The sequence below is a fragment of the Streptomyces sp. NPDC001843 genome (assembly GCF_042891955.1).
Lineage (GTDB): Bacteria > Actinomycetota > Actinomycetes > Streptomycetales > Streptomycetaceae > Streptomyces.
Genome location: NZ_JBIATQ010000001.1, coordinates 877,455 through 889,917, shown reverse-complemented (window position 1 = coordinate 889,917; position 12,463 = coordinate 877,455). Strand labels below are relative to the sequence as shown.

Genomic DNA, 12,463 nt, shown 5'->3' with positions numbered 1-12,463 from the left:
GACAACATGCGGGTCATGTCCTCCGCACTGACCGATCTCTTCCCTCACCCGATCGTGCAGGCCCCCATGGCGGGCGGTGTCTCCGTACCCCAGCTCGCCGCTGCCGTGTGCGAGGCCGGTGGGCTCGGGTTCCTCGCCGCCGGGTACAAGACCGCCGACGGCATGTACCAGGAGATCAAGCAGCTGCGGAGCCTGACGGGCGGCCCCTTCGGTGTGAACCTCTTCATGCCGCAGCCGGAGCATGCCGAGTCCGGCGCCCTCGAGATGTACGCCCACCAGCTGGCCGGCGAGGCCGCCTGGTACGAGACCGAGCTCGGCGATCCGGACAGCGGCCGGGACGACGGCTACGAGACCAAGCTCACGGTGCTGCTCGACAACCCGGTGCCCGTGGTCTCCTTCCACTTCGGCGTGCCGAGCCGGGACGTGCTCGACTCGCTGCGCCGTGCCGGAACCCTCACCCTCGTCACCGCGACCACCGCGGAGGAGGCCCTCGCGGTGGAGCGGGCCGGGGCCGACGCGGTCATCGCGCAGGGCGTGGAGGCCGGCGGCCACCAGGGCACCCACCGGGACATCCCGGAGGCGGACGGCAGCGGCACCGGCCTCCTCTCGCTGATCGCCCAGGTCCGCGAGACCGTGGGCATCCCGATCGTCGCCGCCGGAGGCATCATGCGCGGCAGCCAGATCGCGGCGGTCATGGCGGCGGGCGCGAGCGCGGCCCAGCTCGGCACCGCGTTCCTCGCCACCCCCGAGTCCGGCGCGCACGCCCTGCACAAGCAGGCGCTGACCGATCCGCTGTACGCCCGTACCGAGCTGACCCGCGCCTTCTCCGGCCGCCCGGCCCGTGGCCTGGTCAACCGCTTCGTGCGTGAGCACGGCCCCTACGCGCCCGCCGCCTACCCGGAGATCCACCACCTGACCGCGCCGCTGCGCAAGGCCGCCGCCAAGGCCGGTGACCCGCAGGGCATGGCGCTGTGGGCGGGGCAGGGGCACCGGATGGCACGGGACCTGCCGGCCGGGCAGCTGGTGGAGGTATTGGCGGCGGAGCTGGAGGAGGCCCGCACGGCCTTGTCCTCCGGGGGTGGGCTGCGATGACGGCTCCGGTGTTCGTGGTCGAGCAACTCGACGGAGTCGGGCCCGAGTACGTGCTCGACGGGCCCGAGGGCCGGCACGCGGTCTCCGTGAAGCGGCTGCGCCCCGGCGAGGACGTGGTGCTCACGGACGGTCGCGGGCACTGGATCGAGGGCGTGGTGAAGGCCGCCGAGGGCAAGGACCGCCTGGTCGTCATGGACCTGGAGTCGGTCATGGAGGAACCCCTGGCACAGCCGCGCATCACCGTCGTCCAGGCTCTGCCCAAGGGTGACCGGGGCGAGCTGGCCGTCGAGACCATGACCGAGGCCGGTGTCGACGCGATCGTGCCCTGGCAGGCCGCCCGCTGCATCACCCAGTGGAAGGGCGACCGCGGACTGAAGGCGCTCGGCAAGTGGCGGAGCACCGCCCGCGAGGCCGGCAAGCAGTCCCGCCGGGTCCGCTTCCCGGACGTCGCGGACGCGGCGACGGGAAAGCAGGTTGCCCAGCTTCTCGCCAAAGCCGACTTCGCCGCCGTCCTGCACGAGGACCGCGACTACCCCAGCGAGCCCCTGGCCACCGCCGAACTCCCCGCCGAGGGTGAGATCGTGCTGGTCGTGGGTCCCGAAGGAGGCGTCGCCCCCGAGGAGTTGGAGCTGTTCGCCGCGGCCGGTGCGAAGGCGTACCGGCTCGGGCGCACCGTACTGCGCTCCTCGACCGCCGGCACCGCGGCCGTGTCCCTGCTCATGGGCCGGACCGGCCGCTGGTCCTGACCGCGGAGGAAGCCCGCGCGCGTCTGACGACGACCGCCGGGAAGAGCTCCCAGCCGTCCACCTCCCCGGAGCCGTCGAGCAGCCCGCGCTCCCGTGCCTCGTCGACGAACGCACGGACGACATCCGGCCGGTGCAGGTTCAGCAGCTCTCCGCCGCCGTCGCCGACGCACCCGGAGTGCAGCAGCCCGTCGGGCAGCAACCGGCCCGCGCCGGACCGGAAGACGATCCGCGTCCGGACACCCTCCCGGTACAGCGTGAGCACCTCCCGGCAGCCCGCACCGGCCGCGTGCCGGTGCCGCACGGTCCACCGGTGGGCCGTCCCCTCGCCGTCCACGAGCCGTCTGACCCTGCGTTCGCTGCGCATCCGGCCAGCCTAGGACCCAAGCGGCACCCGATGGTGAGACGCTCGAACACCCGAGTGGCCGTATGTGCCCTACCGCCCCGTCCGCGGCGGTGGCACGCTCCCCTCCATGGGGGTATCGAGGCACTTGCGGCAACGGCCCCGCCGGACGCGGGCGGTGGCCGTGGCGGGGCTGGCGGTGGTGGCCGTGGGCGCGGTCGTGGCGTGTGAACCGGGTGACTTGAGTTCGGCGTCGGTCGCGTACACCACGGACAAGACGGCGACCGCGGAGTTGGAGCGGCAGCACGTGCACGTGCGCTGGCTCACCTGCACGGGCGACTACGGAAGCAAGGGCCGCGCCGCGGGGAAGTCGCCGTCGCCGAGCGAGACCACCGTGGTCGAAGTCGACTGCCGGGGGCAGACGGACGACGGACGGAAGATCACCGTCACCGGCCGGGTCACCAAGGCCGTCGACGGCGCGTGCGTGCGGGGCGACCTCACCGCGAAGGTCGGCGGCAAGCGGTGGTTCCACGTCGACGGGCTGGGCAACTGCGACGCCAAGCCGGGACCGGCGTACACGCCGCCCGCCACCCACCGGCCCCCGGGCGGGCAGCAGCCCGGTCCCACCGTCACCGTCACGGTCACCAGGACCATCTGGTGCAAGGGTGACCCCACCTGCTGGCCGGTCGAGGGCAAGTGATCGCCGAAACCGGGTCCCGCGGACGCCGCGCGCTGCGTAGGGTGATCGGGTGACCCAGGGCGCATCCACCACGACACCGGCAACCCCGTCATACCTCCGATTCCCGCATCTGCGGGGTGAGTCGGTCGCCTTCACCGCCGAGGACGACGTGTGGCTCGCCCCGCTGGACGGCGGGCGGGCCTGGCGGGTCAGCGCGGACAACGTACCGGTGAACCACCCCCGTATCTCCCCGGACGGCACGACCGTCGCCTGGACCTCCACCCGCGACGGCGCCCCCGAGGTGCACATCGCCCCCGTCGCCGGCGGCCCGGCCAAGCGGCTGACCCACTGGGGGAGTTGGCGCACCCAGGTGCGCGGCTGGACCCCCGACGGGCAGGTCCTGGCGCTCAGCACCCAGGGCCAGGCCAGCCTGCGCCGCAGCTGGGCCCACGCGGTCCCGCTCGACGGCGGCCCCGCCACCACCCTGCCGTACGGGCCGGTCGGGGCCGTGGCGTACGGGCCGGCCACCGTGCTGCTGTCCGCGCCGATGGGACGCGAGGCCGCCTGGTGGAAGCGCTACCGGGGCGGTACGGCGGGCAAGTTGTGGATCGACCGCGCGGCCGAAGGCGAAGAAGGGGCCGGCGAGTTCGTACGGCTGCACGAGGAGCTCGACGGGAACATCGAGTACCCGGTGTGGGCGGGGGAGCGCATCGCCTTCCTGTCCGACCACGAGGGCACCGGGGCGCTGTACTCCTCCCTCGCCGACGGCTCCGACCTGCGCCGGCACACCCCCCTCGACGGCTTCTACGCCCGGCACGCATCGGGCGACGGCACCCGCGTCGTCTACACCGCCGCCGGTGAACTGTGGATCCTGGACGACCTGGACGGCGCCGAACCGCGCAGGCTCGACATCCGGCTCGGCGGGCCGCGCGTGGACCTCCAGCCGTATCCGGTGAACGCGGGCCGCTGGTTCGACTCCGCCGCCCCCGACCACACCGCGCGCGGCAGCGCCGTCGAGGTGCGCGGCGGCGTCCACTGGGTCACCCACCGCTCCGGCCCCGCCCGCGCGCTCGCCGCACAGCCGGGCGTCCGGGCACGGCTGCCCCGCGCGTTCCGCGCCGAGGGCGAGGACTGGGTGGTGTGGGTGACCGACGCCGAGGGCGACGACGCCCTGGAGTTCGCCCCCGCCACCGGACTCACCCCCGGCGCCACCCCCAGGCGCATCGCCGCCGGACAGCTCGGCCGGGTCCTGGAACTGGCCATGGCCCCCGACGGCAGCCGGGCCGCCGTCGCCTCGCACGACGGACGGCTGCTGCTCGTCGAGCGGGAGACCGGCGAGGTCCGCGAGGTCGACCGCAGCGAGGACGGCGACGTCTCCGGGCTCGCCTTCTCACCCGACTCGGCCTGGCTCGCCTGGTCCCACCCCGGCCCGCGCCCCCTGTGCCAGCTGCGGCTCGCCCACACCACCGACCTGTCGGTCACCGAGGCGACCCCGCTGCGCTTCCAGGACTACGCGCCCGCCTTCACCCTCGACGGCAAGCACCTCGCCTTCCTCTCCACCCGCTCCTTCGACCCGGTCTACGACGAGCACGTCTTCGACCTGGCCTTCGTGGTCGGCGCCCGCCCGCACCTGATCACCCTCGCCGCCACCACCCCCTCGCCCTTCGGCCCGCAACGGCACGGCCGGCCCTTCGACGCGCCCGACAAGGACGAGACCCCCGACAGCGAGGGCACCCCGACCACCCGGATCGACCTGGACGGGCTCGCCGACCGCATAGTGCCCTTCCCGGTGGAGGCCGCCCGCTACTCCAACCTGCGCGCCGCCAAGGACGGGGTGCTCTGGCTGCGGCACCCGGTGCGCGGCGTCCTCGGCGCCTCCCGGGCCACCCCCGACGACCCCGACCCGAAGACCGAGCTGGAGCGGTACGACCTCGCCCAGCAGCGCATCGAGCACCTCGCCGGCGACGCCGACCACTTCGAGGTCAGCGGCGACGGCAAACGCGTCCTGCTGTGGACCGACGGCCGGCTCCGGGTCGTGCCCAGCGACCGGCGCGCCTCCACCGACGACGACGGCGACACCTCCGTCACCGTCGACCTCACACGGGTGCGGCAGACCGTCGACCCGGCGGCCGAGTGGCGGCAGATGTACGACGAGACCGGCCGCATCATGCGCGACCACTTCTGGCGGCCGGACCTGGGCGGCATCGACTGGGACGGCGTCCTCGACCGCTACCGCCCGGTGCTGGAACGCGTCGCCACCCACGACGACCTCGTCGACCTGCTCTGGGAGGTGCACGGCGAACTCGGCACCTCGCACGCGTACGTCACCCCGTACGGCGCGTACGGCGGCGGCGCCCGCCAGGGGCTGCTCGGCGCCGACATCTCCCGGCACGAGGACGGCAGCTGGCGCATCGACCGCATCCTGCCCTCGGAGACCTCCGACCCGAACGCCCGGGCCCCGCTCGCCGCGCCCGGCGTCGCGGTGCGTGCCGGGGACGCGATCGTCGCGGTCGGCGGCCACCCCGTCGACCCGGTCACCGGCCCCGCTCCCCTGCTCGTCGGCACGGCCGGCAAGGCCGTCGAGCTGACCATCTCACCGGCGGGCGGCGGCGAGCCGCGGCACGCCGTGGTGATCCCGCTCGCCGACGAGGAACCGCTGCGCTACCACGCCTGGGTCGCCGACCGGCGCGCCCACGTCCACGAGCTCTCCGGCGGCCGGCTCGGCTACCTCCACGTGCCCGACATGCAGGCCCCCGGCTGGGCCCAGATCCACCGCGACCTGCGGGTGGAGGTGGCCCGCGAGGGACTCGTCGTCGACGTCCGGGAGAACCGCGGCGGCCACACCTCCCAGCTGGTCGTCGAGAAGCTGGCCCGGCGGATCGTCGGCTGGGACCTGCCGCGCGGCCTGCGCCCCTACAGCTACCCGCAGGACGCGCCCCGCGGCCCGGTCGTCGTGGTCGCCAACGAGTTCTCCGGCTCCGACGGCGACATCGTCAACGCGGCGATCAAGGCGCTCGGGATCGGCCCCGTGGTCGGCACCCGCACCTGGGGCGGCGTCATCGGCATCGACAGCCGCTACCACCTGGTCGACGGCACACTGGTCACCCAGCCCAAGTACGCCTTCTGGCTGGAGGGTTACGGCTGGGACGTGGAGAACCACGGGGTCGACCCCGACGTGGAGGTGGTCCAGAGCCCGCAGGACTGGGCGGCGGGCAGGGACCCCCAGCTGGACGAGGCGGTACGGATGGCGCTGGCCGCACTGGAGGACAACCCGGCGAAGACCCCGCCGTCGCTGCCGGACCTGGACTGACACCCGGTGTCGATACGATGCTCCCGTACCGGATCACCGGCTGAGGAGGCACACGCATGGCAGGGCAAGAGGGCGGCGCGCCGCAGGACGACTGCCTGTTCTGCAAGATCGTCGCGGGGCAGGTCCCGGCGACCATCGTCCGTGAGACCGAGACGACCGTCGCCTTCCGCGACATCAACCCGCAGGCGCCCACCCACGTCCTGGTGATCCCCAAGGCGCACTACCGGGACGCCGCCGCGCTCGCCGCCGGCGCCCCCCAACTCGCGGCGGACGTCCTGGCCGAGACCCAGGCGGTCGCCGACGACGAGAAGCTGGAGAGCTACCGCATCGTCTTCAACACCGGCAGCGGCGCCGGCCAGACCGTCTGGCACGCCCACGCCCACATCCTCGGCGGCCGCGGCCTCGAGTGGCCCCCCGGATAAGCAGCCATGTCCGTACGCGAGTTGGTCGTCCTCGGCACCGCCAGCCAGGTCCCGACCCGGCACCGCAACCACAACGGCTACCTGCTGCGCTGGGACAGCGAGGGCATCCTGTTCGACCCCGGCGAGGGCACACAGCGGCAGATGCTGCGCGCCGGGGTCGCCGCGCACGACCTGAACCGGATCTGCGTCACGCACTTCCACGGCGACCACTCGCTGGGGCTCGCCGGGGTCATCCAGCGCATCAACCTGGACAAGGTCCCGCACCCGGTCACCGCCCACTACCCGCGCTCCGGGCAGCGCTTCTTCGACCGGCTGCGCTACGCGACGGCGTACCGTGAGACGGTCGACCTCACCGAGGCGCCGGTCGACACCGACGGGGACCTCGCGGTGACCGCCTCGTACACCCTGCAGGCCCGCAGGCTCTCCCACCCCGTGGAGTCCTTCGGCTACCGGCTGATCGAACCCGACGGGCGCCGCATGCTGCCCGAGCGGCTCGCCGCGCACGGCATCAAGGGACCGGACGTGGGCCGCCTCCAGCGGGAGGGGGCGATCGACGGCGTCGCCCTGGAGGACGTCAGCGAGGTTCGGCGCGGGCAGCGGTTCGCGTTCATCATGGACACCCGGCTGTGCGACGGCGTGCACGCGCTCGCCGAGGGGTGCGACATGCTGGTCATCGAGTCCACCTTCCTCGACGAGGACGAGGATCTCGCCGCGGAGCACGGACACCTGACGGCGGGTCAGGCTGCCCGCGTGGCCCGGGACGCCGGTGTGCGCCATCTCGTCCTGACCCACTTCAGCCAGCGCTACTCCGAGCCGGACGAGTTCGAGCGGCAGGCGCGGGCGGCCGGGTTCGAGGGGGAGCTGACCGTGGCACACGACCTGCAGCGGGTGCCGGTTCCGAAACGGCGATAAAACGGCCGTACGATGCTTTGATGTCCCTCCCCAAAGCAGAACTGCACCTCCACATCGAAGGCACCCTCGAACCGGAGCTGGCGTTCCGGCTCGCCGAGCGCAACGGCGTCACGCTTCCGTACGCGGACACCGACGCGCTGCGCGAGGCGTACCAGTTCGAGGATCTGCAGTCCTTCCTGAACCTGTACTACGAACTCATGGCCGTGCTGCGTACCGAGCAGGACTTCGCGGACCTGGCCGACGCCTACCTCGCCCGCGCCGCCGCCCAGGGAGTGCGGCACGCGGAGATCTTCTTCGACCCGCAGGCGCACCTCTCCCGGGGCGTCGGCATGGGGACGGTCGTGGAGGGGCTGTGGCGAGCGCTCGGCCGGAGCCAGGAGAACCACGGCGTCTCCACCAAGCTGATCATGTGCTTCCTGCGGGACGAGTCCGCCGAGTCGGCCCTGGCGACCCTGGACGCCGCGAGGCCCTACCTCGACCGGATCACCGGCGTCGGTCTCGACTCCGCCGAGGTCGGGCACCCGCCGGTGAAGTTCCGCGAGGTGTACGCGGCCGCCGCCGCGCTCGGGCTGCGCCGGGTGGCGCACGCCGGTGAGGAGGGGCCGCCGGAGTACATCACCGAGGCGCTGGACGTGCTCGGCGTCGAGCGTGTCGACCACGGTCTGCGCTGCGTGGAGGACCCGGCGCTGGTCGCCCGCCTGGTCCGGGACCGGATCCCGCTGACCCTGTGCCCGCTGTCCAACGTCCGCCTCCGCGCCGTCGACGCCCTCGCCGACCACCCGCTGCCCGCGATGCTCGACGCGGGCCTGCTGTGCACGGTCAACTCCGACGACCCGGCCTACTTCGGCGGCTACGTCGGCGACAACTTCCACGCCGTCCGTCAGACGCTGGGCCTGACCGACGACCGCCTGCGCGAACTGGCCCGCAACTCCTTCCTCGCCTCCTTCCTGGAGGACGACGAGGAACTCAGGGCCCGTTACCTCGCCGAGGTCGAGGCGTACGAGTTCGGCTGAGTGCCGCGCGTGAAGGTGCCCGCACCGACCGGCCGGAACCGACCGTTTCTCAGCCGGCGGACGGACGGAACTCCGGCTGGTCGATGATGCGCTGCCAACTGCCGTCGGGCTGCCGCCTGACCACCTGCGCGCGGGCACCGGCGCCGTCCTTCGGTGGCGTGGCGGTCAGTGCGATGTCACCGCAGACCAAGGTCGGAAGGGACTCCTCCGGCTCGAAGCGCGGGGCGTTGGCCAGCACCTTCTCCCACAGCCGGCGGATGGCTTCCCGGCCCACCGTGACGCTGCCCGGCGGGTAGGCCATCACCGCCTCCTCCTCGTACAGCGCGGCGAGGCCGGTGGCGTCACCCGCGTTGGCGCGCTCCACGAAGAGACGGGTGATGTCCTCGGGCTTCATGGCCTTCTCGTTCTCGGACACGATCGTCCTTTCCTGTGGTCCGGTTACCGGCGTCGTAATTTTCCGTCGGCGGCCGACAATAAGTCCAATCAATCGTTCCGATCGTCGTTATAATTGTGGGTTATGGAGATCAGGCAGCTGAGGTACTTCGTCGCCGTGGCCCAGGAAGCGAGTTTCACGCGGGCCGCGGAGCTGGTCCACATCAGTCAACCTGGCATCAGCGCGCAGATCCGCCAGCTCGAAAACGATCTCGGTGCCACGCTGATCGACCGCTCCGGGCGCAATGTCGCCCTCACCGCGGTGGGCGAGGTGGTGCTGGCCCACGCGAAGGCCGTGCTGTCCTCGGTGGACTCGCTCAAGCAGGCGGTGGACGAGATGAACGGCCTCGTGCGCGGCAAGCTCGTCGTCGGCATGGTCACGGCCTGCACGGTCCAGCCGCTGTTCGACGCCCTGTCGAGCTTCCATCTCGCCCATCCGGGTGTCGAGGTCAGCCTGCTCGAGGAGGACTCCGGCAAGCTGGTCGACTACGTCCGCGAGGGCAGCGTCGACCTCGCGCTGATCGGGGCGGCACAACGGGCACCGGAGGACCTGGACGGCTGGCAGGTGCTCAGCGAGCCGATCGTCGCCGCGGTGCCGGTCGGTCATCCTCTGGCCGACAAGGACGGTGTCACCCTCGCCGAACTCAGCACCTACCCGATCATCTGCCTGCCCGAGGGCACCGGCATCCGGGCGACGCTCGACCAGGTGACCGCTTCGCTCGGTCTGACCCCGGCCATCGCCCTCCAGGCGAGCGCCCCCGGGGCGGTGATGAACCTGGCGGAGCGCGGCCTCGGCGTGGCGGTGCTCTCCAAGTCCATGACCGTGGGGCAGCCGGGGCTGCGGACCATCGGCATCACCGACGCCGACGTGCCCGCGGTGCTCGCCCTGGTCTCCGCGCCGACCAGGAGCCCGGCGCTGCGCGAGCTGCTGCTGCACTGCCGCCGCTCCTTCGGCGACACCACCGCGGACCAGCCCGTCGCCTCGATGAGTGGGGCGTAGCGCAGACTGGACCGCCTAGTACGCGGACGTGGCGGTGTACGAGTCCGGCGACGCGGTGTCGTAGGCCTGGCGGGCGGCGGCGGCCGGGGCGTCCACCGGGATCTCCACCACCTCGACCGTCTCGGTGACCGGCACCGGGTGGCTGGTCGTGCGGAGGGCCACCGCCGTCATCGGGACCGAGATCACCAGCAGGCCGACGGCGAGCACCACGCCCATGGCCGGGAAGCCGGCGTGCGCGGACAGCAGGCTGCCGGCCAGTGGGCCCGCCGCCGTGCCCAGTGAGCCGGCGGAGCCGACCAGGACCGCCCAGCGGCCCCGCGGGTCGAGGGAGGCGGCGAGGCCGATCAGGTACGACAGCACGACCGGGTAGAGCAGGTTCCAGGCGATCTCGCCCGCCGCGAAGGTCGACAGGTCCCGCGCGGACGCGCTGAGCGCGATACAGGCCGCGATGAGCGCCGTACCCGCGCCGATCGGCAGCGCCCGGCCGAGCCGCGGCCCGAGCGCGCTGGCCCCGACGACGCCCAGCAGCCCGGCGCCGAGCGCGATCGCGAACACCGCGCCGACGGTCACCTCGGTCAGGTGCGCCTGGGACAGGCCGATCCGGCCGCTGACGCCCCACAGGGAGTTCTGGGCCAGCGACCAGCACGGCATCGCGGCCGCCAGGAGCAGTCCGGAGCGCGGGTGCGGCAGACGGCCCCGCTCGACACGGTCACGTGCGGCGGCGGTACCGGCGGACAGGCGGCCGGTGAGCGGCGACACCGCCAGCGCGGCGAGCGCGATCGCGGCCAGCGGCTGTCCGTGCCCCGGGCCGAGGTGCGGAACCGTCAGATAGACGACGCCCGCGAGGGCGGAGACACCGAGCAGGCCGAGCGTGGTGACCCGGTGCGGATCCCTCTGTGCGGCGATGCCCACGGCGGCGACCGCGGTGACCGTACCCGAGCCGAACCCGCCGAGCACCGCGCCCGCGACGACGGCCGGCACCGCGCCGGTGAGCGCGGCCCCGCCGTAGCCCAGGACTGCCAGCACGAGCCCGATGCGGGCGAGGGTACGTGCCCCGATCCGCTCCACCCGGGACGCCAGCAGGAAACCCGCCGTCGCCGAACTCAGCAGCAGCGCGCTGCCGATGGCCCCGGCCTGGGTGGAGGAGAGGGGAAGCCCCGAGTCGAGCCTGCCGACGGTGGTGGGCAGGAGGTACGGGGCGAGGTACCCGGCCGTGAAAAGGGCGACGAGGGGCCAGGGCGTGGTGCGGGGGGAGGACACGGGCGTTCCCAGGGCATGCGAAAGGAGCGGCTCAGAAGGGGGATTGGCGCAGGCCGTCGACGGACAGGAACGCGCGAGCTAGTTGTATCAAGCAAGCGGTTACGGAAGAAGCGCGGGAGGCATGATGTGGATCACATTGTGTTTGTCGTGATCCTGCTCGGGTAGAAGAAGTCGCTCTTTGTGGCCCCGGCGTGCATGATTCGGGCCGTCCGGCGTTTGAGGCGAGGCCGTTCAGGCCGCAGCGGGGGCCTGGGGGCGGCAGCCCCCAGCGAGGCCCGCACCAGCGCCGGGTGCCTGCCCAACACCCCTCAACGCCACTGCACCGCCCCGCCCGCCGCAGGCGACCCCGCAGGCGACACCGCCTCGATCTTCGCCCTGATCTCCCGCATGACCGCCACGATCCGCTCCTCGCGCCCGGGCGTCAGCCGGGCCACCGGCACCGAACAGCTGATCGCGTCCTGGGCGGGGGAGTCGTAACGCAGGGCGAAGCCGAAGCCGACGATGCCGAGCACGCCCTCCTCGCGGTCGACCGCGTAGCCGCGGCTCCGGGTCCGGGCGAGGTCGGCGCCCAATGACTCCCTGCTGGTGCGGGTGTTGGGGGTCAGCGCCTCGTAGGGGCCCTCGGGCAGTTCGGTGTCCGGGCGTTCGGCGAGCAGCGCCTTGCCGAGCGCGCCGACGTGGGCGGGCAGCCGCCGTCCGACCCGGCTGATGGTCCGCAGGTACTCGTGGGACTCCCGGGTCGCCAGGTACGCCACGTCCCGGCCGTCCAGCCGCCCCAGGTGGATGGTCTCGCCGAGCTCCTCCGACGCCTCGTCGAGGTAGGGGCGTGCGGCGCGGACGCGCGGGTCGGAGTCCAGGTAGCCGGTGCCGGTGAGCAGCGCGTGGATACCGATGCCGTACAGGGACCCGGTGACGTCCGTACGTACCCAGCCCCTGCTGATGAGGGTCTGGAGCAGCGCGTACATCGAGCTGCGCGGCACGCCGAGTTCGTCCGCCAGCTCCTGCAGCCGCGCCGGACGGTCGCCGCGCGCGGCGAGCAGTTCCAGCAGCTCGACCGTCCGCGCCGCGGACTTCACCTCGCGGACGCCCCCTGTCTCGGACATGTGCCGATGGTAATCGGGGGCGCCCGGACCATTGACGGTCACGGTTCGCCTATCTAATCTCCATCTTCATACGTGGATGACGTCTACATGGGGAGATGACTGAGGGTGGCTGACGGTACGGACACGGAGAGCCCGGCGAGCAGGCTGCGGGCCG

General features: G+C 72.9%; 12 protein-coding genes. 8 read left to right on the top strand and 4 right to left on the bottom strand.

Translation table 11 applies throughout. The features are described from left to right. The first annotated feature begins 15 nt into the window (after positions 1–15). Positions 16–1,092: a nitronate monooxygenase gene (locus ACFYZQ_RS04185; protein WP_389141366.1), complete on the top strand. Its 1,077-nt coding sequence runs from the start codon at positions 16–18 to the stop codon at positions 1,090–1,092. Continuing rightward, positions 1,089–1,838, top strand: coding sequence for a 16S rRNA (uracil(1498)-N(3))-methyltransferase (locus ACFYZQ_RS04180; protein WP_389141364.1), 750 nt, complete (start codon positions 1,089–1,091; stop codon positions 1,836–1,838). The genes ACFYZQ_RS04185 and ACFYZQ_RS04180 overlap by 4 nt, the downstream gene beginning before the upstream one ends. Here the strand turns inward: ACFYZQ_RS04180 and ACFYZQ_RS04175 are convergent. Further along, complete coding sequence (locus ACFYZQ_RS04175) at positions 1,810–2,202, bottom strand: hypothetical protein (protein WP_389141362.1); 393 nt, start codon at positions 2,200–2,202, stop codon at positions 1,810–1,812. The genes ACFYZQ_RS04180 and ACFYZQ_RS04175 overlap by 29 nt on opposite strands. A 106-nt stretch (positions 2,203–2,308) precedes the next feature. On the opposite strand from ACFYZQ_RS04175, the gene ACFYZQ_RS04170 reads away from it, so the two are divergent. From ACFYZQ_RS04170 to ACFYZQ_RS04150, 5 genes are read left to right on the top strand one after another with little or no spacing between them, the layout of a single operon-like run. Continuing rightward, on the top strand, positions 2,309–2,878 hold the full coding sequence (locus tag ACFYZQ_RS04170) for a hypothetical protein (protein WP_389141360.1): 570 nt from the start codon (positions 2,309–2,311) through the stop codon (positions 2,876–2,878). A 49-nt stretch (positions 2,879–2,927) separates the two neighbouring features. After that, positions 2,928–6,167 carry a S41 family peptidase gene (locus tag ACFYZQ_RS04165; RefSeq protein WP_389141358.1) on the top strand — a complete coding sequence of 1,080 codons (3,240 nt, stop codon included), beginning with the start codon at positions 2,928–2,930 and terminating at the stop codon, positions 6,165–6,167. A 56-nt stretch (positions 6,168–6,223) separates the two neighbouring features. Next, complete coding sequence (locus ACFYZQ_RS04160; protein ID WP_389141356.1) at positions 6,224–6,589, top strand: histidine triad nucleotide-binding protein; 366 nt, start codon at positions 6,224–6,226, stop codon at positions 6,587–6,589. Between the two features lie 6 nt (positions 6,590–6,595). Further along, the gene (locus ACFYZQ_RS04155) at positions 6,596–7,501 is read left to right on the top strand and encodes a ribonuclease Z (RefSeq protein WP_389141354.1); all 906 of its coding nucleotides are present in this window, start codon (positions 6,596–6,598) and stop codon (positions 7,499–7,501) included. A 20-nt stretch (positions 7,502–7,521) separates the two neighbouring features. Next, positions 7,522–8,514 carry an adenosine deaminase gene (locus tag ACFYZQ_RS04150; RefSeq protein WP_389141352.1) on the top strand — a complete coding sequence of 331 codons (993 nt, stop codon included), beginning with the start codon at positions 7,522–7,524 and terminating at the stop codon, positions 8,512–8,514. A gap of 49 nt (positions 8,515–8,563) precedes the next feature. Here the strand turns inward: ACFYZQ_RS04150 and ACFYZQ_RS04145 are convergent, their stop codons facing one another. Beyond that, entirely contained in the window at positions 8,564–8,929 is a 366-nt protein-coding gene (locus ACFYZQ_RS04145) for a YybH family protein (RefSeq protein ID WP_389141350.1), read from the bottom strand. A 102-nt stretch (positions 8,930–9,031) separates the two neighbouring features. Here ACFYZQ_RS04145 and ACFYZQ_RS04140 point away from each other — a divergent pair, with 102 nt between their 5' ends. Then, positions 9,032–9,946, top strand: a complete 915-nt coding sequence (locus ACFYZQ_RS04140; protein ID WP_389141348.1) for a LysR family transcriptional regulator — start codon at positions 9,032–9,034, stop codon at positions 9,944–9,946. Between the two features lie 15 nt (positions 9,947–9,961). Here ACFYZQ_RS04140 and ACFYZQ_RS04135 read toward each other — a convergent pair whose 3' ends face one another. Together ACFYZQ_RS04135 and ACFYZQ_RS04130 are read right to left on the bottom strand one after the other, a co-directional pair. Continuing rightward, on the bottom strand, positions 9,962–11,206 hold the full coding sequence (locus ACFYZQ_RS04135) for an MFS transporter (protein ID WP_389141346.1): 1,245 nt from the start codon (positions 11,204–11,206) through the stop codon (positions 9,962–9,964). 308 nt (positions 11,207–11,514) lie between these two features. After that, positions 11,515–12,309 (bottom strand): IclR family transcriptional regulator, encoded by a 795-nt coding sequence (locus tag ACFYZQ_RS04130; protein ID WP_389141344.1) that lies wholly within the window; start codon positions 12,307–12,309, stop codon positions 11,515–11,517. Positions 12,310–12,463 lie beyond the last annotated feature (154 nt).